Origin of the sequence: Gluconacetobacter dulcium, assembly GCF_014174165.1 — a bacterium.
Classification (GTDB): domain Bacteria; phylum Pseudomonadota; class Alphaproteobacteria; order Acetobacterales; family Acetobacteraceae; genus Gluconacetobacter; species Gluconacetobacter dulcium.
On record NZ_JABEQN010000016.1, the window covers coordinates 80,352 to 98,442 of the forward strand.

At 67.6% G+C, this 18,091-nt stretch carries 20 protein-coding genes and 1 pseudogene; 9 read left to right on the forward strand and 12 right to left on the reverse strand.

What is annotated here, in order from left to right:
- Window positions 1–44 precede the first annotated feature (44 nt).
- Together HLH25_RS13340 and HLH25_RS20670 are read left to right on the forward strand one after the other, a co-directional pair.
- Window positions 45–1,553 carry a DHA2 family efflux MFS transporter permease subunit gene (locus HLH25_RS13340; protein ID WP_182974529.1) on the forward strand — a complete coding sequence of 503 codons (1,509 nt, stop codon included), beginning with the start codon at window positions 45–47 and terminating at the stop codon, window positions 1,551–1,553.
- Window positions 1,554–1,997: 444 nt separating this feature from the next.
- Window positions 1,998–2,189: pseudogene (locus HLH25_RS20670) on the forward strand (carbohydrate porin); the annotation flags it as partial.
- A gap of 7 nt (window positions 2,190–2,196) precedes the next feature.
- Here HLH25_RS20670 and HLH25_RS13350 read toward each other — a convergent pair.
- The 5 genes from HLH25_RS13350 to HLH25_RS13370 form a co-directional block, all read right to left on the reverse strand.
- Complete coding sequence (locus tag HLH25_RS13350; RefSeq protein WP_182974531.1) at window positions 2,197–2,943, reverse strand: pyridoxine 5'-phosphate synthase; 747 nt, start codon at window positions 2,941–2,943, stop codon at window positions 2,197–2,199.
- Window positions 2,940–3,905: a 4-hydroxythreonine-4-phosphate dehydrogenase PdxA gene (gene pdxA, locus HLH25_RS13355; protein WP_182974567.1), complete on the reverse strand. Its 966-nt coding sequence runs from the start codon at window positions 3,903–3,905 to the stop codon at window positions 2,940–2,942. The genes HLH25_RS13350 and pdxA overlap by 4 nt, the downstream gene beginning before the upstream one ends.
- Window positions 3,906–3,928: 23 nt before the next feature.
- Entirely contained in the window at window positions 3,929–5,356 is a 1,428-nt protein-coding gene (locus HLH25_RS13360) for a dipeptidase (RefSeq protein WP_182974532.1), read from the reverse strand.
- A 222-nt stretch (window positions 5,357–5,578) separates the two neighbouring features.
- Entirely contained in the window at window positions 5,579–6,070 is a 492-nt protein-coding gene (locus HLH25_RS13365; RefSeq protein WP_182974533.1) for a protein-export chaperone SecB, read from the reverse strand.
- 86 nt (window positions 6,071–6,156) lie between these two features.
- Window positions 6,157–6,447, reverse strand: coding sequence for a hypothetical protein (locus tag HLH25_RS13370; RefSeq protein ID WP_114725278.1), 291 nt, complete (start codon window positions 6,445–6,447; stop codon window positions 6,157–6,159).
- A 139-nt stretch (window positions 6,448–6,586) separates the two neighbouring features.
- Between HLH25_RS13370 and HLH25_RS13375 the strand changes: the two genes are divergently transcribed.
- From HLH25_RS13375 to HLH25_RS13385, 3 genes are read left to right on the forward strand one after another with little or no spacing between them, the layout of a single operon-like run.
- A complete protein-coding gene (locus tag HLH25_RS13375; protein ID WP_182974534.1) occupies window positions 6,587–6,934 on the forward strand; it encodes a LapA family protein in 348 nt (115 codons plus the stop codon).
- Window positions 6,931–7,638, forward strand: a complete 708-nt coding sequence (gene pyrF, locus HLH25_RS13380; RefSeq protein WP_182974535.1) for an orotidine-5'-phosphate decarboxylase — start codon at window positions 6,931–6,933, stop codon at window positions 7,636–7,638. The genes HLH25_RS13375 and pyrF overlap by 4 nt, the downstream gene beginning before the upstream one ends.
- A gap of 4 nt (window positions 7,639–7,642) precedes the next feature.
- On the forward strand, window positions 7,643–8,314 hold the full coding sequence (locus HLH25_RS13385; protein ID WP_182974536.1) for a phosphoribosylanthranilate isomerase: 672 nt from the start codon (window positions 7,643–7,645) through the stop codon (window positions 8,312–8,314).
- On the opposite strand, the gene HLH25_RS13390 is transcribed toward HLH25_RS13385, so the two are convergent.
- Window positions 8,299–8,691 (reverse strand): hypothetical protein, encoded by a 393-nt coding sequence (locus HLH25_RS13390; RefSeq protein WP_182974537.1) that lies wholly within the window; start codon window positions 8,689–8,691, stop codon window positions 8,299–8,301. The two genes, HLH25_RS13385 and HLH25_RS13390, sit on opposite strands and share 16 nt — an antisense overlap.
- A 29-nt stretch (window positions 8,692–8,720) precedes the next feature.
- Window positions 8,721–8,921, reverse strand: coding sequence for a hypothetical protein (locus HLH25_RS13395; RefSeq protein WP_182974538.1), 201 nt, complete (start codon window positions 8,919–8,921; stop codon window positions 8,721–8,723).
- Between HLH25_RS13395 and HLH25_RS13400 the strand changes: the two genes are divergently transcribed.
- Window positions 8,907–9,755 carry an aminoglycoside phosphotransferase family protein gene (locus tag HLH25_RS13400; RefSeq protein ID WP_182974539.1) on the forward strand — a complete coding sequence of 283 codons (849 nt, stop codon included), beginning with the start codon at window positions 8,907–8,909 and terminating at the stop codon, window positions 9,753–9,755. The genes HLH25_RS13395 and HLH25_RS13400 overlap by 15 nt on opposite strands.
- 7 nt (window positions 9,756–9,762) lie before the next feature.
- Here the strand turns inward: HLH25_RS13400 and HLH25_RS13405 are convergent, their stop codons facing one another.
- Window positions 9,763–10,260, reverse strand: a complete 498-nt coding sequence (locus tag HLH25_RS13405; RefSeq protein ID WP_375271629.1) for a DciA family protein — start codon at window positions 10,258–10,260, stop codon at window positions 9,763–9,765.
- Window positions 10,261–10,269: 9 nt separating this feature from the next.
- On the opposite strand from HLH25_RS13405, the gene mutY reads away from it, so the two are divergent.
- The 3 genes from mutY to hemH all read left to right on the forward strand — a co-directional run bounded on the left by mutY (window position 10,270) and on the right by hemH (window position 12,781).
- Window positions 10,270–11,334 carry an A/G-specific adenine glycosylase gene (gene mutY, locus HLH25_RS13410; protein ID WP_310889109.1) on the forward strand — a complete coding sequence of 355 codons (1,065 nt, stop codon included), beginning with the start codon at window positions 10,270–10,272 and terminating at the stop codon, window positions 11,332–11,334.
- Between the two features lie 201 nt (window positions 11,335–11,535).
- Window positions 11,536–11,682 carry a hypothetical protein gene (locus HLH25_RS13415; RefSeq protein WP_182977197.1) on the forward strand — a complete coding sequence of 49 codons (147 nt, stop codon included), beginning with the start codon at window positions 11,536–11,538 and terminating at the stop codon, window positions 11,680–11,682.
- A gap of 61 nt (window positions 11,683–11,743) precedes the next feature.
- Window positions 11,744–12,781, forward strand: a complete 1,038-nt coding sequence (gene hemH, locus HLH25_RS13420; RefSeq protein WP_182974542.1) for a ferrochelatase — start codon at window positions 11,744–11,746, stop codon at window positions 12,779–12,781.
- Between the two features lie 62 nt (window positions 12,782–12,843).
- On the opposite strand, the gene HLH25_RS13425 is transcribed toward hemH, so the two are convergent.
- The 4 genes from HLH25_RS13425 to ppdK all read right to left on the reverse strand — a co-directional run bounded on the left by HLH25_RS13425 (window position 12,844) and on the right by ppdK (window position 17,887).
- On the reverse strand, window positions 12,844–13,209 hold the full coding sequence (locus HLH25_RS13425) for a hypothetical protein (protein ID WP_182974543.1): 366 nt from the start codon (window positions 13,207–13,209) through the stop codon (window positions 12,844–12,846).
- Between the two features lie 119 nt (window positions 13,210–13,328).
- The gene (locus HLH25_RS13430) at window positions 13,329–14,066 is read right to left on the reverse strand and encodes a hypothetical protein (protein ID WP_182974572.1); all 738 of its coding nucleotides are present in this window, start codon (window positions 14,064–14,066) and stop codon (window positions 13,329–13,331) included.
- 189 nt (window positions 14,067–14,255) lie between these two features.
- The gene (locus HLH25_RS13435) at window positions 14,256–15,110 is read right to left on the reverse strand and encodes a pyruvate, water dikinase regulatory protein (RefSeq protein ID WP_182974544.1); all 855 of its coding nucleotides are present in this window, start codon (window positions 15,108–15,110) and stop codon (window positions 14,256–14,258) included.
- A 92-nt stretch (window positions 15,111–15,202) separates the two neighbouring features.
- Entirely contained in the window at window positions 15,203–17,887 is a 2,685-nt protein-coding gene (gene ppdK, locus HLH25_RS13440; RefSeq protein WP_182974545.1) for a pyruvate, phosphate dikinase, read from the reverse strand.
- Between the last annotated feature and the right edge of the window lie 204 nt (window positions 17,888–18,091).

Sequence of the window (18,091 nt, forward strand, 5' to 3'; positions counted from 1 at the left end):
ATCCCGACAGCCCGCATCCGTCAGCCTCCACCGAAAGCCGCACCATGAATGCCGCCCCCACACCCCGCCCCGATGACGACAGGCTGGACCCGCACCTGCTGCGCATCGCGGCGGTGGTGGTCCTGGGCACGTTCATGTCGATCCTCGACACCACGATCATCAATGTGGCGATCCGCGACCTGTCGCACGATTTCGGGGCGTCGCTGGCCACGACCCAATGGATCTCGACCGGCTACATGCTGGCCCTGGCCACCGTCATCCCCCTGACCGGCTGGGCGGCCGACCGCTTCGGCACCAAGCGGCTGTATATGACATCGATCCTCCTGTTCCTCGGCGGCTCCGCCCTGTCGGGCGCGGCGTGGTCCATGCCGACGCTGATCCTGTTCCGCGTGCTCCAGGGGCTGGGCGGCGGCATGATCATGCCCGCCGGCATGACGATCCTCAGCCACGCCGCCGGCCCCAGGCGCATCGGCCGGCTGATGGGCATCATCGGCGTGCCGATGCTGCTGGGGCCGATCTGCGGCCCGATCCTCGGCGGCTGGCTGGTCGATGACGTGTCATGGCGCTGGATCTTCTTCGTCAACCTGCCCGTCGGTACCATCGCGCTCTACGCCGCCCGGCGCGTTCTGGCGCCCGACGACCCCAAGCCCCACCATGCGCTGGACTGGCCGGGCCTGCTGCTGCTCTCGCCGGGGCTGGCGATCTTCGTCTTCGGCCTCGCCCGGATCGCGGCGGCCGGCGATTTCAGCGCCCCCGCCGGAGACATCGCGGCCATTACCGGCCTGGCGCTCATATCCGCCTTCATCGTCCATGCGCGGCGCCATCAGGACCCGTTGATCGACGTGCGGATGTTCACCCGCCGCACGGTCGGCGCCTCCGCGCTGACCACCTTCCTGTTCGGCACCGCCTTCTTCGGCATGTCCCTGATCCTGCCGCTCTATTTCCAGATCGTCCGGGGTGAGCCCGCCTTCGATGCCGGCCTTCTCCTCGCCGCCCAGGGCATCGGCGCGATGTTCTCCATGCCGCTCGCCGCCCGCATGACCGACCGGATCGGCGCCGGCAAGGTCGTCCTGACGGGCCTGACATGCGTGGCGGCCGGCATGCTGGCCCTGAGCCGGATCGAGAGCACCACCCCCTTCTGGGCCATCGAACCGATGCTGTTCCTGCTCGGCCTGGGCATGGGCGCCACCATGATGCCTTCGATGAGCGCGGCGATGAGCACCGTGCAGCGCCATCAGGTCGCCCGCACCACCAGCGGGCTGAACGTGGTGCAGCGCGTCGGCGGCTCGATGGGCACGGCACTGCTCGCTGTGGTGCTGAGCCACCAGTTGTCCGACATCACCCCCGGCGCCCAGGGCGGCCTGGGGGCGCTGCGCACCCTCCCTCCGGCCACGCAAGCCCCTCTGGCATCCGCGCTCAACGCGGCCTTCGGCCATACCTTCCTGTGGTCGTTCGCGATCATCCTCCTCGCCATCGTCCCGGCCCTCTTCCTCCCACGAAAGAAAAGCGGCGCCCGAACGGACGAAGGCGCAACCCTCTCCGCCATGGAGTGAAAGCCAGACAGGCTCTCAACCTGACGTAAAACGCTTACCTGAACACCATGTTACGGATCGTCTCGATATCGAACGCGATCCGCATATGGCCGCAAATTCAACCCCGAGCAGAACCGGCCACAAAGCTTTTACCCCCTCATCAGCCGAGGACGGAAAACCACCCCCATTCGATCCATCCTCTGGAAAAATCCACGCACACACAACAGTTTCCACGACCACCCTTCCGGTCAACGCCCCGCCCTGTCGCAGATCACCCGCAACCCCCCTCATGCGGCGCCCACCGCAGATCAGGGGTCCATTCCAGAACCGGCATATTCCAGATTCCAGAGGAATATATCGCAAATACTCCCAGCGGGAACACCCGAAGCCGCTTCGACGACGGGTTTCAATGCGACCGCATGCTGAAACGCCGCACCACGGCACAACGCGCAAAGCCCCCTCGCCCGCCACCCGGACAATACCGTCAGCGCCAGCATGAACTATCCATGGCTCAACACGAGACTGACAGACCACGTGGCACAGATTCAAAAAAGTGCCGCCGGCATCAACAAACCCACGCAGGAGCATGCGATCGAAGTCCATGACGGCCGGCACCCCACGTCCTGGCTGCCGATCCGCCCCGGCGTCCCGTTCTGAAGCCCCGTCAGCCGATACCGTTCCTGGCCGCGTCCATGCACTGGCGCATCCGTGCGATGGTCGCGGCCAGACCGTCGAAAATTGCCTGCCCGATCAGGAAATGTCCGATATTCAGTTCCACAACCTGCGGCAGGACGGCAATCGGCCCCACATTGTCGTATGTCAGACCATGGCCGGCATGCACCTCCAGCCCCGCCGCGTCGGCCTGTGCCGCCGCCCGGCGCAGGCGCTCATATTCCCCCGCCCGGCCTTCGGCATAGGCGCCGGTATGCAGTTCCACCACCGCCGCGCCGATGGCGGCCGAAGCCGCGATCTGCGCCGGCTCCGGGTCGACGAACAGCGAAACCCGGATTCCGGCCTCCCGCAGCGCGCGCACCGGCGGCGCCAGCGTCGCCGCCAGGCCCGCCACATCCAGCCCGCCTTCGGTCGTCACCTCGGCCCGCCGCTCGGGCACGATGCAGCACGCATGCGGGCGCAGATCCAGCGCAATGGCCACCATTTCATCCGTCGCGGCCATTTCCATATTCAGCGGCACCGCAAGCTCGGCCCGCAGCCGCACCAGGTCGGCATCACGGATATGCCGCCGGTCCTCGCGCATGTGCGCGGTAATGCCGTCCGCCCCGGCCGCCACGGCAAGCATGGCGGCCGCCACCGGGTCGGGGTGGCTGCCGCCGCGCGCATTCCGCACGGTCGCCACATGGTCGATATTCACCCCAAGACGCAGGGCCCGCGCGGGCGGAACGGAAAGGGTCATGCTGCACTCCGGTTGCGGGCCATGTCGCGGGCCAGTTTCAGGGCGGCGATCAGGCTGGACGGGTCGGCCACGCCCTGCCCGGCGATATCGAAGGCGGTGCCATGGTCCGGCGAGGTCCGCACGATCGGCAGCCCCAGCGTCACATTCACGCCGCCCGCCATGTCGATGGTCTTCAGGGGGATCAGCGCCTGATCGTGATACATGCACAGCGCCGCGTCATAACGGGCACGGGCCGGCGGCGTGAACATCGTATCGGGGGGCCATGGCCCCGTCACGTCCATCCCCTCACCCCGCAACACCGCGATGGCAGGAGCGATGATCTCCCCCTCTTCCCCCCCCATCACCCCACCTTCACCCGCATGCGGGTTCAGGCCGGCAACGGCCAGCCGGGGGGCGGCAATCCCGAAATCGCGCCGCAGGGCCGCGGCGGTCGTCCGCCCGCACCGCACGATCTCGTCCGCCGTCAAACGCTCCAGCGCCCGACGCAGCGACACATGAATTGTCACCGGCACCACACGCAGTTCCGGGCAGGCCAGCATCATCACTTCCTGGCCCGGCACGCCGCAGAGTTCCGCCAGATATTCGGTATGGCCGGGGTGGGCAAAGCCCGCCTGCTTCAGCACCAGCTTGCTGATCGGGTTGGTCACCACGGCGCCGACCTGCCCGGCCAGCGCCAGTTCGACAGCGCGGGCGATACTGTCGATCACCGCCGGCGCATTGGCCACATCCGGCGTCCCCGGCCGCGCGGCACAGGCCAGCCCGACCGGCAGAACCGGCAGCGCCTCACCAAAAACCGCGGCCGCCTGCGCCGCATCCGCCACCACACGCACCGGCACGCCGGGATAAAGCGCCGGATCGCCCAACACCATAAATCCCGGCCCGCCCACGCGCAGGGCGCGCCAGGCGGCCACCGTCAGTTCCGGCCCAACCCCGGCCGGGTCCCCCATGGTCAGGGCCAGCATCCGCGGCACACCGGCCTCCATCGTCAGCCGCCGAACCGGCGATCGTGCGCCAGGGCTTCCAGCACCCGAACCCAGGAGCGAATGCCCTTGTGGAACGAGATCAGGTCATATTTCTCGTTGGGCGAATGAATGCGGTCGTCATCCCGCGCAAACCCGACCAGCAGCGAGTCCATATCCAGCGCCTGCCGCACTTCCGACACGACCGGGATCGACCCGCCGCTGCCGATCGTCACCGCCGGCCGGCCCCATTCCTCGCCCAGAGCCGCCAGCGTGGCCCCCAATCCCGGCCCGTCCGCCGGCACGACGCTGGCCCGCGACCCGCCATGTCCCGCGAACGTCACCGAGCAGTCGGCCGGCAGCATAGCCCGCACATGGGCATGGAATGCGTCGCGGATACGCGCCGGGTCCTGCCCCGATACCAGCCGGAACGACACCTTGGCCGAAGCCTGCGCCGGTAGCACGGTCTTGAACCCGTCACCGGCATAACCGCCGCTGATGCCGTTGATCTCGAAAGTCGGCCGGCACCAGGTCTGCTCCACGGCGGTATAGCCGCGCTCGCCCGCCGGCACCGACAGCCCGACCGGCCCCAGGAACTCGGCATCGGACGGCGCAATGGCGCGCCACTGATCACGCACTTCGGCCGACGGGTCCTGCACGCCATCATAAAAGCCGGGCAACGTCACCCGTCCGCTTTCATGGTCACGCACCGAGGCCAGAATCCAACTCAGCAATTCCAGCGGGTTACGGGCGGCGTTGCCATAAATGCCGGAATGCAGGTCGCGATTGGCGCAATGGATCGTGATTTCCTCGCCAACCATGCCGCGCAGCGCGGTGGTAATGGCCGGCACGCCGCCATCCAGCATTCCGGTATCGCAGATCAGCGCGACATCGGCGCGCAGTTCCTCACGATTGGCCTGCAGGAACGGCAGCAGGTTCGCCCCGCCGCTTTCCTCCTCGCCCTCGATCACCAGCGACACACGCAGCGGCAGCGTACCGTGTTCGGCCTTCAGCGCACGCAAGGCCTCGATAAAGGTCATCACCTGGCCCTTGTCGTCCGACGCACCGCGCGCAACGATCCGCGCTCCCGCCTCGTCACGCACGATGCGCGGGTCGAAGGGCGTCGTCTCCCACAATTCCAGCGGATCGACCGGCTGCACGTCGTAATGGCCATAGAACAGCACATGCGGCAGCCGCCGGGCCGAGGCATCGGCCGACCGGTCATGCGCCACCACCATCGGGTGGCCCGGCGTCTCGCGCACCGAGGCTTCCAGCCCGATCGCCGCCAGTTCGTCGCGCAGCCACTCGGCAGCGCGACGGCAATCCCCGGCATGGGCGGGCTGGGCGGAAATGCTGGGAATGCGCAGGAAGTCGAACAGCCGCTCCAGGCTCGCCTCCAGCGTGCGGTCCACCCTGTCCAGCACCGGCGCCAGGTCACGTCCGTTCGTCATCATCGTCCATCCTCGATCCGGAATGCGGCACGCGCCGCGAGTCAGTCGGGAATGTGCGAACAGGACGCAGGAAATGCAATGCGTGGCCGAGAGATGGCATGTCCCTTCTTTTTCTGAAGAAAAAGAAGCAAAAAGACGTTTATCCGTTCAGGAACATCGCGTACCGCCAGCACTGGCCCCCTGACCGGATCAGAGGTTTCCGGTTCTTTTTTCCATCAAAGAACATCAGCTTACCGCCCGCCGCCCACGCTGCAACGCCGCAAAATCCACCCCCTGCATCAGCACGGGCGGAAATCCCGCATCCCGCGTCAGTTCGGCCAGCAGATTGCGCGCGCCGGGAAACAGCAGCGCCGGAATCTCGACCAGAAGCAGCGGCTCCAGCATTTCCGGCGCGGCAACCCCGCCTGCGGCGCGCAGGTTGACCAGCCCGGCATAGGCCAGGTCCGCCTCGAACAGCACCTGCTCGTCCGGCCCCCGCCCCTGGCAGCGCAGCACCAGCGCGACCTCGAACAACGGCGCGCCATCGGCGACCTGCCGCGCATCCACGTCCAGATCCAGATGCAGGCGCGGCAGCCCTTTCGGCGCGGCATGCACCGCCGGCGCTCCGGGCACGTCCAGCCGCACCGACTTAACATACTGGCTGACAATCTCGCCGCGCGGCACAGCCATGCCATCCGCCGCGCCGGCAACCGTGGCGGTCGCGTCTCCATCATGCATCGTGCCCACGTACTCCGGATCGTGAAGCCACGATTGTGCTCCAGGCAAGGTGAACGGGGCGTTTACCCAGCGTGGATTTTATCGCTTCAGATGAATTGCCCGCGCAGAAAGCCCAGAGCGGGCAGGGGGCGCCAGGCACGCGGCAGATCGGCACGGCGGATGGGCTGCACGCTGTATCGGGGAACGGGCTGGCGACTCTGGCGCAGGAAGGCGGCATAGGCCCGGACCTGCTGCTCCCGCCAGTCGCGGTCGGCCATCGCCGCCGGGCGGCCGGGATAGATTTCCGCGATGCGCAGGGCCCGGCCGACAGTCGCCACGACGGCCCACACCATGTCGTCCTTGCGTCCGGTGCGTTGAAACGCGATGATTTCGCTCAAGAGCCTGCTCCGCCCCGATCCGGCAACGACACCATGCCGGCGTGGTGGAAATCAAGGCCGATCTGCGGGCGTCGGCTCGCCGCACGGCCATGTCCGGCTTTCCTTGCCGGACATCGCGCGAAACGGTAGGAGGCTGCCCATGCTGCGTCTACTCGTCACCTTGCCCTTCCTGCTGGGGCTGATCGTCTTCAGCGCCTGCAATCAGGACCCGATCCAGATGTGGTTCCTCGACTGGGGATGGAAATCCTCGGTCGGCGTGCTGACGCTGGTCGTCGCCGCCGCGTTCTTCCTTCTCGGCGCGGTCACGGTCTGGTTCGCCGAACTGCGCCAGCGCGGACGCGCCCGCCGGGCGGAACAGCAGGTCCGCGCGCTGGAGGAACAGGTGGCCGAACTCCGCCGCCAGCAGGCCGAAACCTACAACCCGCCCCCCACGGCCGTGCCCGTATCCACCGCGCTGCCCGTATCCCATGAGACGCCATTGCCATGACGACCCGCCGGACACGCCTGATCGTGGCGCTGGATACCAAGGACGAGGCCCAGGCCGCGCGCTGGCGCGACCAGACCGCCGCCAGCGCCGACGCCATCAAGCTGGGGCTGGAATTCACCTATGCACAGGGGCTGGACGCGGTGCGCCGGGTCGCGAACGGGCACAGCCTGTTCCTGGACCTGAAGCTGCACGACATCCCCAATACCGTCGGTTCGGCCATCGGCAGCCTGGCCGACACCCGCCCGGCGATGCTGACGATTCACGCCCAGGGCGGCAGCGCCATGATCGCCGCGGCCCGCGCCGCCGTGGACCGCGCCTTTCCCGCCGATGCGCGCCCCCTGCTGCTGGCGGTCACGGTCCTGACCAGCATGGACGCCGCGGCCCTGCACGAAATCGGCGTCCATGACGATCCATGCCAGCAGGTGCTGCGCCTGGGCGCGCTGGCAGTCGCGGCCGGCGCCGACGGCCTGATCTGCTCGCCGCACGAAATCATCCCCCTGCGCGACCGCCTGGGCGACGCACCGGTCCTGGTAGTACCCGGCATCCGCCCCGCCGGGGCCGAAACCGGCGACCAGAAACGTGTCATGACCCCCGCCCAGGCCCGCAAGGCCGGCGCCGACTGGATCGTGGTCGGCCGGCCGATCACCACCGCCGCCGATCCCGCGGCCGCCGCCGCCGCCGTGGCGGCCGAACTCGCCGGCTGACACAGTGACTAACTCGCCGGCTGACACGGCGGCCCCGCCCATCGGCATCAAGATCTGCGGCCTGACCGAGCCCGAAGGGCTGGACGCCGCGATCGCCCATGGCGCCGACTGGGTGGGCTTCGTCTTCTTCGCGCGCTCTCCCCGCGCCGTCACCCCGGCGCAGGCCGCCCCCCTGGCCGCGCGCGTGCCACCGGGCGGCCCGCAGCGGATCGGCCTGTTCGTCGCCCCGGATGATGACGCGATCGCGGCAACCCTGGATGCGGTCGCGCTGGACGGATTGCAGATCTACGCCCCCGAGGCCCGCGCGCTGGAAATCCGCGAGAGATTCCGCCTGCCGGTCTGGCACGCACGGGGCGTCACCACGACGGCCGACCTGCCGGCCACCAGCAGGCTGGACGGGCTGGTGATCGAATCCCGCCCGCCTGCCGGGGCGGATCGTCCGGGCGGCAACGCGCAGCCGATCGACTGGACCCTCCCGAAAGACTGGCAGGCCCCCGTCCCGTGGATGCTGGCGGGCGGGCTGACACCCGAGACCGTGGCACTGGCGATCGCCCTCAGCGGCGCCCCGGCGGTCGATGTCTCATCCGGCGTGGAAAGCGCACCGGGCCGCAAGGATGCGCGCCTGATCGCACGCTTCATCCAGGCAGCCCGGCAGGGCGCTTACCAGCGCCCGTAACCGTAAGGGTAGGCGTACGCAGGATACGGGTACACAGGATACGCCGGGTACGCAGGATAAGCCGGATAAGGGTAAGCATACGCCGGATAAGCCGGCGGATAATAACGGTACCGATACCCGTAATAGGGCGAGGCCAGCGCGGAGCCCGCCAGCACGCCGACGCCGAAACCACCCAGGCCCCAGCCCCAGCGCGGCCCCCAGCCACCCCCACGCCATCCGCCGCCGCGCCAGCCCCAACCGCCACCCCAGCCGGGTCCGCGCCCCCAGCCGCCACCGCCGTGCCACCCCCAGCCATGTCCCCACGCCATGGCGGAAGTCGAGGACAGCGGCCCCGCCGCAGCCAACGCAGCCGCCAGCAGGAAAGCCATCTTGCGCATCGGAATTCTCCCTTCCAGCAGGAATATCGTCACGTCATCATGTCGGCAGGGCAGGCGGGGTGGTAAACCCGTCCGGCATGCACGATCACGGGATCGCGGTCCGCCTTCCTGTCGGTACACAATCCATCCGGCGCCCCGATCCCGGCCATTTTGTGGCAAATCAGCCCGGCAGGGAAACCCACGAACAGGCGGGCAGCCACCATGGAATGGGGCGCATGACGAACGATCATACCACGACCCCGCTCCCGGCCGACCTGTCCATCCGAATGGCACGCTGGCGCCTGGTCCGGACGGACGAACCACCGATACGGACAGCAACCTCGATTCTGCTGCCGGTCCTGCGTGACGGCACGCCCGCCATGCTGAAACTCTCTCACGATCCGGACGAACGACGCGGGAACGACCTGATGGCGTGGTGGCAGGGAGCCGGCACCGCACCGGTCCTCGCCCATGACCGGGAAGCCATTCTGCTGGAACGCGCCCGCCCAGGCCGTTCGCTGACCGATCTGGTCGATGCGGGAGACGACATCGCGGCAACGCGCCAGATCTGCCACGTCGCCGCCCGCTTGCATGGCCATCGCGCGTCCGACCGGCCCAGGCTCCGTCTGCTGGATGACTGGTTCCGCGACCTCTCGGCCGTTGCACCCTCACGCGGCGACTGGCTGGCACGCTCTGCCGCCTCGGCGCGCGCATTGCTGGCGGATCCTCGCGACCCCATGCCACTGCATGGCGATCTCCATCATGGAAACGTGCTGGACTTCGGCGCGAAAGGCTGGCGCGCCATCGATCCCAAGGGCCTGTTCGGAGAACGCACGTTCGATTTCGCCGCGCTGTTCCTCAACCCCGACCTCGCCGGACGCCCCCGGCGCCATGCGGACCTGCCGCACATCCTCGCCCAGCGGGTCGATCTGGTGGCAAGAACAGCGTCCCTCGACCGCCTCCGGCTCATACGATGGATTCACGCCTGGTGCGGGCTATCGGCGCTCTGGTTCCTGGAGGACAAATCGGAGCCCATCATCCAGCATCGCGTCGCCCTGCATGCCGAATATCTTCTAATAAACTGATATTATTCTACTTATTCCCGTTTCGCGCGCGAATACGCGCGCCCAGCGCCGCCAGCGCCTCCTTCAGCGGGCCATCCTGCATATCCGGGATCGGCACCGGCGGAGGCGGGTCGCGCGGCACGGGGCGAGGCGGGGGCGCCCCCCCCACGACCATATCCTGCACCAGCTTCAGCGACCGCACCGTACCATGCCCGCAGGAGCGGTTGACGCGGGCGATCAGTTCCGGCGCGAGATGCTGCAATTCCATCGCCACCGGCCCCGCACAGCCCAGCGTCAGCACGCCGGCCGACAAGCGGCGCGGCACGGTACAACGGGCGAGATCCGGCCCGACGATCTCCGCCCAGTCGGTCATCACCTGCGCCAGCGCGGCCGGATGCCGGCGGAAGGCCGGGCGTGCGACGGTCGGGATCAGTGCCCCGAGGCTGCGCATCGTCAGGGCGCGCCGTGGTTCGGGCGGAGGTGCGGTAATGCCCACGCGCTTGCCGTCGGTCCGATCCTTCGCCATAAGCGCCCCGTGCCTCCTTCTTCCGCCGCCCTGCTGCGCTGGTACGACCGCCATCGCCGGACCTTGCCCTGGCGGGCCATGCCCGGCCGGACAGCCGATCCCTACCACGTCTGGCTCAGCGAAATCATGCTGCAACAGACGACCGTGGCGGCGGTCATCCCCTATTACCACCGCTTTCTCGACCTGTTTCCGACAGTCGGTGACCTGGCGCGGGCCGAATCCGATACGGTGATGGCCGCATGGGCGGGCCTTGGCTATTACGCCAGGGCACGCAACCTGCATGCCTGCTCGAAAGCCGTGGCGGCAACCGGCGGCTTTCCCCGCGACGTGGCGGGCCTGCTGGCGCTGCCGGGCGTGGGCACCTATACCGCCGCCGCCATCGCCGCCATCGCATTTGGCCAGCCGGTGGTGCCAGTGGACGGCAATGTGGAGCGCGTGACCAGCCGGCTGTTCGCCCTGACCGACCCGCTGCCCGGATCGCGCAAGGCCATCGCCCGGCACGCCGCCACCCTGAACGAGTCCGCCGAGGCCCAGGCGCGCCCCTCCGATTTCGCCCAGGCCCTGTTCGACCTCGGCGCGGGCATCTGCACGCCCCGCCAGCCGGCCTGCGCGCTCTGTCCGTGGCGAGACCCCTGCGCCGGCCTCCGCCAGGGCATCGCCGCCAGCCTCCCGGCCAAGGCCCCGCGCGTCGCCCGTCCGGTGCGCCATGGCGCGCATTTCCTGCTGACCGACGCAGGCGGCCACATCCTGCTGCGCCGCCGGCCGGAGAAAGGATTGCTGGGCGGCATGCTGGAGCTTCCGGGCACCGAATGGCGCGCCACCCCATGGTCCGAGACCGAGGTCCTGCCCTTCGCCCCGGCGCGCGCCGGCTGGCGCAAGGCGGGCCGTGTCAGCCACGTCTTCACCCATTTTACCCTGCATGTGGATGTCTATGCCGCCCACGTCGCGCACTTCCCCAACGCGGTAGCCCAGGCCGGAGGAATGGCCGTGGCCCATGCCGACCTGGATACGCTGGCCCTGCCGTCCCTGATGCGCAAATGCGTGGATGCCGCATGGCCCGAAGCGGTGGCCTGACGAAAGCGCAGGGCTCGGTCGCGAACCGCGCCGTCATCCATCCGTCATTTTTTCTTGACGAGTCGCAAAGCGGCAAGCTTGACTGATCAGGTGCCGCGGACGGCCTGCTTCCAGGGGCCGGCCCCGCCGCGAATGCCTTCCGGCAAGCGAAAACCGCCAGAATCCTCCGGCGGTACGCCATCTCCGGATGGGATGGAGAGCATGATGACCGTCATTACCGCGTTTCTGTCGTCATCCCTGCCGGTCCTGGGCCTGTGCCTTGCAACGGGCTGTGCCGCACTGGTTGCATGGCGCAACGCGCCGACACCTGAGCCGGTTCCCGTCCGCGTCCGTTCCCGCCGTCGCTGAAGACACAGACCGCCAGGTCTGTTTTGCCACGATCCGGCGCGTCCTGTAGCATCCCGGACCGATGACCTTTCTTACCGTCCGTCCGGGCGATTCCATCGCCCCGTCCCGTATCGGCGTCCTGCTGACCAATCTCGGCACGCCCGATGACACCGGCTATGGCGCGGTGCGGCGCTATCTGGGCGAATTCCTCTCGGATCGGCGGATCATCGAAGCCCATCCGGCCATCTGGCAACCCATCCTGCGCGGCCCGATCCTGACCCTGCGCCCGCGCCGTACCGGCCGCGCCTATCGCCGCATCTGGAACCAGGAACGCGATGAAAGCCCGCTGCGCACCTATACGCGGGCACAGGGCGAAGCCCTCGCCGAGCGTCTGGCGCCCGATGGCGTAGCGGTGGAATGGGCGATGCGCTACGGCACGCCCTCGATCGCGTCCGGCATCGCCGCCCTGCTGCAACGGGGGTGCGAACGGGTGCTGCTGCTGCCGCTCTATCCGCAATACAGTGCCACCACGACCGCGACCGCCAACGATCAGGCATTCCGCGCGCTGATGCGCCTGCGCAACCAACCGGCGGTGCGCACCGTACCGCCCTTTTCCGATCATCCGCTCTATATTGCCGCGCTGGCGCGTTCGGTGCGCGAGACGCTGGCCGGTCTACCCTTCGTCCCCCAGCGCATCGTGGCCTCGTTCCACGGCCTGCCACGCGTCTATGTGGAAAAAGGCGATCCGTACGCTGAGGACTGCACCCGCACGATGGTCGCGCTGCGGCAGGCCCTGGATATGGACGAAACGGCAATGCCGCTCACCTACCAGTCCCGGTTCGGCCCGGCACAATGGCTGGAACCCTATACTGCGCCGCTGATCGCGGGCCTGCCGGCACAGGGCATCACCCGTATCGCGGTGATCATGCCGGGCTTCATGGCCGACTGTATCGAAACGCTGGATGAAATCGGCAACGAGGTACGGGCGGAATTCCTGGCTGCCGGCGGTACCGATTTCGCCCTGATCCCATGCCTGAACGCCGCCCCGGCCACCATCGACCTGCTGGAGGATCTGGCGCGGCAGGAACTCGCGGGCTGGTTACCGGCGCGCTCCGCATAAAGAAAAACCGGGGCCGCCATCAGGCGACCCCGGCCGGGCATACGCGTCAGCGATAATGCGGTTCAGTGCGTGGCACCTGCCGTCTGCGGATGCTCCGCGTCCCACAACGTGGCTTTCTGCTCGTCCGTCTTGCGCTGGCGGTAGCGCTCCAGCATGCTCAAATTCGGATCGACCGGGTGTTCCTTGTCGTACAGAGCCGCCTTCTGCCGCAATGTCTTGCGGTATTCATGGCGGGTATACATGCCGGCGGCACAGCCTCCGACCGCCCCCAGCACGGCATGATGGTTGGCTACGTGGCCGCCGACCGCACCGACCGCGCCATATTTCAGGCATCCGCCCGGTTCGGCATGCGCCCCGGCGACCAGGCCGGTCGACAGCAAACCTGCGGTCAGCAGCATCATCACGCCGCGTTTCTGAATCTTCGTCATCAGTCCTGTCCATGCTCCAATGCGGGGTGACGGAGGGAGAAATTCCCGCCCCTCCCCGGTGAGGTCAGTGTTAAAAGGCGGAATCGCGGCCCCATCCGACGCCCCCACCCTGGCAACGCTTACGGGCTGTCACAACTCTCGGTCAGGCGATTGAAGAACCGGCCCCCGGTGCAGACCACAGTTGGCGAGGTCGCCTGGGGTGTCCCAGGCTGTGCATAGGGCTGCGCATAAGGCTGCGTCGGATAAGGTTGTTCCGGGTAAGGCTGCGCAGGATAGGGCTGCGCGGGATAGCCGTCCCCTCCGGCCGGATAAGCGCCGCCCTCATAGGAAGGCGGGGGATAGCCGCCGTAATCACCATAATTGTCTCCGTAGCCGCCGTCATCATATGCGCCGTCATACGCACCATAGGCCGCAGCCCCGGCCGCCATGCCGAACATCGTGCCGAAAGCCAGCGGCCAGCCCCAGCCACTATAATATCCGCCCCAGCCGGGATAGCCCCAACCACCCCAGCCACCACGGTAGCCGCCATAGCCGCGATAACCTCCACCGCCACGATAGTAGCCGCCGCCCCCCCGGTAACCACCACCGCCATGCCAACCGCCGCCGTAACCGCCCCCCCGGTAACCACCGCCGCCGTGCCAACCGCCGCCATAGCCGCCACCCCGGTAACCGCCGCCGCCGTGCCAACCGCCGCCGTAACCGCCACCTCGGTAGCCACCGCCGCCGCCAAAACCATGGCCTCCGCCGCCACCACCGCCGTGCCCGCCGCCACCGCCGCGCTGAGCGAGGACTCCGACCGGTGCCATCGCCATGCCCAGCATGACCGTAGCCGCCCCCACCATCAGAAATCGCCGCATCTGCCGAACTCTCCCGCGTTCCCGACCCATATAGGCACGAAAGATGGTATTTTTCAGAGGAAGGACAGATCGATCTCTAACGCCATCGTAGCGATCCCGGAAACGGGTCCCCCACCGAATGGCGGGTGCGCGGCAAAGGCCGAGTGCGGGATAACGCGGCGCCTGGAGCCTATCCGGCCCGATGGCGCGTCACGTCGGATGGGCGGCGGCGCGGCGCTCTTCCCAGTCGGCCATCAGGCCCATGATCGCGGCCGAGGTTTCCTCGATGGAACGGCGGCTGACATCCACCAGCGGCCAGCCATGCCGCGCGCACAGCCGCCTGGCCCAGCGGACCTCTTCCTCGACCCGTTCGGGATCGATATAGGGATTATCCGTCCGCAGCAGCATTTCCGACCGGCGATCGCCCATGACATCCAGACGATGGCGGCGGATGCTGATCAGCACGTCAGGGTCGATGGTCAGCCCCACGATCGGGCGCGAAACATGCAGCAATTCGTCCGGTAACGGCAGATCGGGAATCAGGGGCACGTTCGCCGCCTTTACCCCGCAATTGGCCAGATAGAAGGACGTGGGCGTCTTCGACGCACGCGAGATACCGACCAGGATGACATCCGCATGCGACAGGCCGCCAATTTCCTGCCCGTCGTCATGCGCCAGCACGAAATGCATGGCGTCGATCCGGCGGAAATAGGCGTCGTCCATCACATACTGGCCGCCCGGCCGGCCGATCGCCTTCTCGCCGAGTTCGTCCTGCAACACGGCGGTAACCGGATCCAGGACATTGACCAGCCGCACCTTGATATGCGCGCAGCCGATCGTCAGTTCGTGTTGCAGCCGCTGATCCACCACCGACGACAGGACAGGCCCCCGATCCTGCTCGATGGCTTCCAGCACCCGCCGCAACTGCGACCGGGTACGGATCAGGTTCCAGCGATGGCAGGTGACCTCGGCATGGCTGAACTGGGCGATCGAAGCCCGGACGACGGAATCCAGCGTCTGTCCCGTCGCATCCGAGACCAGATGCAGCACGATGTGATGCGACATGGAAGCAACCGGGCTCCGCCAGTAAAACAATCAGAAAACCCGGCCCCGCCATACCCGCGAACGATGCGGGCATGGCGGGGCCGGTGCTTCGGTCAGCGAACCTTCGCGGCCGGCGCCTTTGCGTCGCGCGCGGCCAGCGCGGCCTGGGCCGCCGCGAGACGGGCGATCGGCACCCGGAACGGCGAACAGGACACATAATCCAGCCCGACGGATTCAAAGAACCCGATCGAGGCCGGATCGCCGCCATGCTCGCCGCATACGCCCAGCTTCAGGCCCGGCTTGACGCTCCGGCCCTTCTCCACACCCATGGAGACAAGCTGGCCCACGCCTTCCTGATCGATCGAGATGAACGGATCGCGGGGGATCAGGTCATGCTCCAGATAGAAGGGCAGGAACGTGCCCACGTCGTCACGCGAGAAGCCGAAGGTCGTCTGCGTCAGGTCGTTGGTCCCGAACGAGAAGAAATCGGCCTGCTGAGCGATCCGGTCGGCCGTCAGCGCCGCGCGCGGCAGCTCGATCATGGTGCCGATACTGTAATCCAGCGTGGTACCAGAAGCCGCAAGCGCCTCGGTCGCTGCCTGTTCGACGATGGTACGGGTCCGGCGCAACTCGCTTTCCATGCCCACCAGCGGGATCATGATCTCCGGCACCACCGCCTGGCCGGTTTCGGCCGACACGGCAATCGCCGCCTCGATGATCGCACGGGTCTGCATGGCGTAGAGTTCCGGATAGGTCAGGCCCAGCCGGCATCCACGATGCCCCAGCATCGGATTGGATTCCGACAGCGCCGCCTTGCGTGCCGCCACCGCTTCCAGGCTTTCGCCCATCGCAGCAGCAACATCGGCCAGCTCCGCCTCGCCATGCGGCAGGAACTCATGCAGCGGCGGGTCCAGCAGGCGGATCGTCACTGGCAACCCCGCCATGATGCGGAACAGGTCCTGGAAATCCTGGCGCTGGAAGGGCAGCAGCGCGTCGATGGCGCGCACGCGCGTTGCCGCGTCGCCGGCCATGATCATCTGCCGCACGAAGCCGATCCGGTCAGGCGCGAAGAACATGTGCTCGGTCCGGCACAGACCGATGCCCTCGGCACCGAAATGGCGCGCGGTCTGCGCGTCATCGGGCGTTTCGGCATTGGCGCGGATCTTCATCCGGCGCACGCTGTCGGCCCAGCCCATCAGGGTGGAGAAATCGCCCGAAAGGGTCGGCTCGATGGTCGCCACCCGTCCCGCGAAGACTTCACCCGTGCCGCCGTCCAGGGTGATCCATTCACCCTCTTTCAGCACCGTCGCACCGACCGAGAGCGTCTTGGCCTTGTAGTCGACGTGAATGCCGCCGGCGCCGGCAACGCAGACGCGCCCCATGCCACGCGCCACCACGGCGGCGTGCGAGGTCATGCCGCCACGGGTGGTCAGCACGCCACGGGCGGCGTGCATGCCATGCACGTCCTCGGGCGAAGTCTCGATCCGGACCAGGATCACATCCTCACCCCGCGCGGCGCGGATCTCGACCTCTTCGGCACTGAAGACGATCGCACCGCCAGCCGCGCCCGGCGAAGCCGGCAGGCCACGGCTGAGCATGGTGCGCGGCGCGTCCGGATCCAGCGTCGGATGCAGGAGCTGGTCGAGCGACGAGGGCGGAACGCGACGGATCGCTTCCTCATGCGAGATCAGGCCTTCCTCCGCCATCGCGATGGCGATGCGCAGCGCCGCCGCGGCCGTGCGCTTGCCGGTGCGGGTCTGCAACATGTACAGGCGGTTGTTCTGCACGGTGAACTCGATGTCCTGCATGTCACGATAGTGACGCTCCAGGATATCGCGCACCGACAGCAGCTCGGCGTAGGCCTCGGGCAGCGCGCGCTCCATCGACAGCTCGCCCTCGCGAGCCCGCTGCTGGGACATCGGCTGCGGCGTGCGGATGCCCGCCACCACGTCCTCGCCCTGCGCGTTGATCAGATATTCGCCGTAGAAGACGTTCTCGCCGGTGGAGGGATCACGGGTGAAGCAGACACCGGTGGCGCAATCCTGGCCCATATTGCCGAACACCATCGCCTGAACATTGACGGCGGTGCCCCAGCTCGCGGGAATGTCATGCAGGCGGCGATACGTATTGGCGCGCGGGTTCATCCACGATCCGAACACCGCGCCGATGGCGCCCCAGAGCTGCTCGTGCGGGTCCATGGGGAACGGCGCGCCGGTCTCACGCTGCACGATCTCCTTGTAGCCCACCACAACGTCCCGCCAGTCCTGATCGGTCAGTTGGGTGTCGTCCTGCACGCCGGCGCCGCGCTTGGTCTCCTCGATCAAGTCTTCGAAGCGGTGATGGGACACGCCCAGCACGACCGAGCCATACATCTGGATAAAGCGGCGATAACTGTCCCAGGCGAAACGCGCATCGCCTGAATTGGCTGCCAGCCCCTCGACCGTCTCGTCGTTCAGGCCCAGGTTCAGCACGGTGTCCATCATGCCCGGCATCGACACCCGCGCACCCGAGCGGACCGAGACCAGCAGCGGTGCCGCCGGATCGCCGAAACGCAGGTCCAGCGCGCCCTCGATCCCCGCCAGCGCCGCCGCGACCTGCGTACGCAGATCCTCGGGATAGGCACGACCATTGTCGTAGAACGCGGTACAAACCTCGGTCGTAATGGTAAAACCGGGCGGGACAGGCAGGCCGATCGCCGCCATTTCCGCCAGATTGGCTCCCTTGCCACCGAGCAAGTCGCGCATGCCGGCACCGCCTTCATTCGCGCTGCCACCGAAACTATAGACCCACTTTGTCATAGCTCTCTCCTCTGTCCCGCCCATTCTACTGTGGAACGTGAACATCTCCTGGTCCACCGCCGCATACGCGCACTGTTTGTTCTTGTTCTTATCAGTCAGGACCCCACCGGGTCCTTCTAGCCGGAAGGCGCATCAATTACGATCCTTTTTCACGCGGTCAGCGCCCCCAGGCCCGACAAAAACTGCCGGTTGACATGCCGATTG

What these genes read in the sequence shown, in the direction of transcription:
- HLH25_RS13360 (WP_182974532.1), bottom strand. Translation starts at nt 5,356, where the DNA reads ATGATGACGAACGGACGTGACCTGGCGCCGGTGCTGGACAGGGTGGAC.
- HLH25_RS13435 (WP_182974544.1), bottom strand. Translation starts at nt 15,110, where the DNA reads ATGTCGCATCACATCGTGCTGCATCTGGTCTCGGATGCGACGGGACAG.
- HLH25_RS13340 (WP_182974529.1), top strand. Translation starts at nt 45, where the DNA reads ATGAATGCCGCCCCCACACCCCGCCCCGATGACGACAGGCTGGACCCG.
- HLH25_RS13425 (WP_182974543.1), bottom strand. Translation starts at nt 13,209, where the DNA reads ATGACGAAGATTCAGAAACGCGGCGTGATGATGCTGCTGACCGCAGGT.
- HLH25_RS13430 (WP_182974572.1), bottom strand. Translation starts at nt 14,066, where the DNA reads ATGCGGCGATTTCTGATGGTGGGGGCGGCTACGGTCATGCTGGGCATG.
- HLH25_RS13350 (WP_182974531.1), bottom strand. Translation starts at nt 2,943, where the DNA reads ATGACCCTTTCCGTTCCGCCCGCGCGGGCCCTGCGTCTTGGGGTGAAT.
- HLH25_RS13415 (WP_182977197.1), top strand. Translation starts at nt 11,536, where the DNA reads ATGATGACCGTCATTACCGCGTTTCTGTCGTCATCCCTGCCGGTCCTG.
- pyrF (WP_182974535.1), top strand. Translation starts at nt 6,931, where the DNA reads ATGACGACCCGCCGGACACGCCTGATCGTGGCGCTGGATACCAAGGAC.
- pdxA (WP_182974567.1), bottom strand. Translation starts at nt 3,905, where the DNA reads ATGCTGGCCCTGACCATGGGGGACCCGGCCGGGGTTGGGCCGGAACTG.
- HLH25_RS13390 (WP_182974537.1), bottom strand. Translation starts at nt 8,691, where the DNA reads ATGCGCAAGATGGCTTTCCTGCTGGCGGCTGCGTTGGCTGCGGCGGGG.
- hemH (WP_182974542.1), top strand. Translation starts at nt 11,744, where the DNA reads ATGACCTTTCTTACCGTCCGTCCGGGCGATTCCATCGCCCCGTCCCGT.
- HLH25_RS13395 (WP_182974538.1), bottom strand. Translation starts at nt 8,921, where the DNA reads ATGATCGTTCGTCATGCGCCCCATTCCATGGTGGCTGCCCGCCTGTTC.
- HLH25_RS13375 (WP_182974534.1), top strand. Translation starts at nt 6,587, where the DNA reads ATGCTGCGTCTACTCGTCACCTTGCCCTTCCTGCTGGGGCTGATCGTC.
- HLH25_RS13405 (WP_375271629.1), bottom strand. Translation starts at nt 10,260, where the DNA reads ATGGCGAAGGATCGGACCGACGGCAAGCGCGTGGGCATTACCGCACCT.
- HLH25_RS13365 (WP_182974533.1), bottom strand. Translation starts at nt 6,070, where the DNA reads ATGCATGATGGAGACGCGACCGCCACGGTTGCCGGCGCGGCGGATGGC.
- ppdK (WP_182974545.1), bottom strand. Translation starts at nt 17,887, where the DNA reads ATGACAAAGTGGGTCTATAGTTTCGGTGGCAGCGCGAATGAAGGCGGT.
- HLH25_RS13400 (WP_182974539.1), top strand. Translation starts at nt 8,907, where the DNA reads ATGACGAACGATCATACCACGACCCCGCTCCCGGCCGACCTGTCCATC.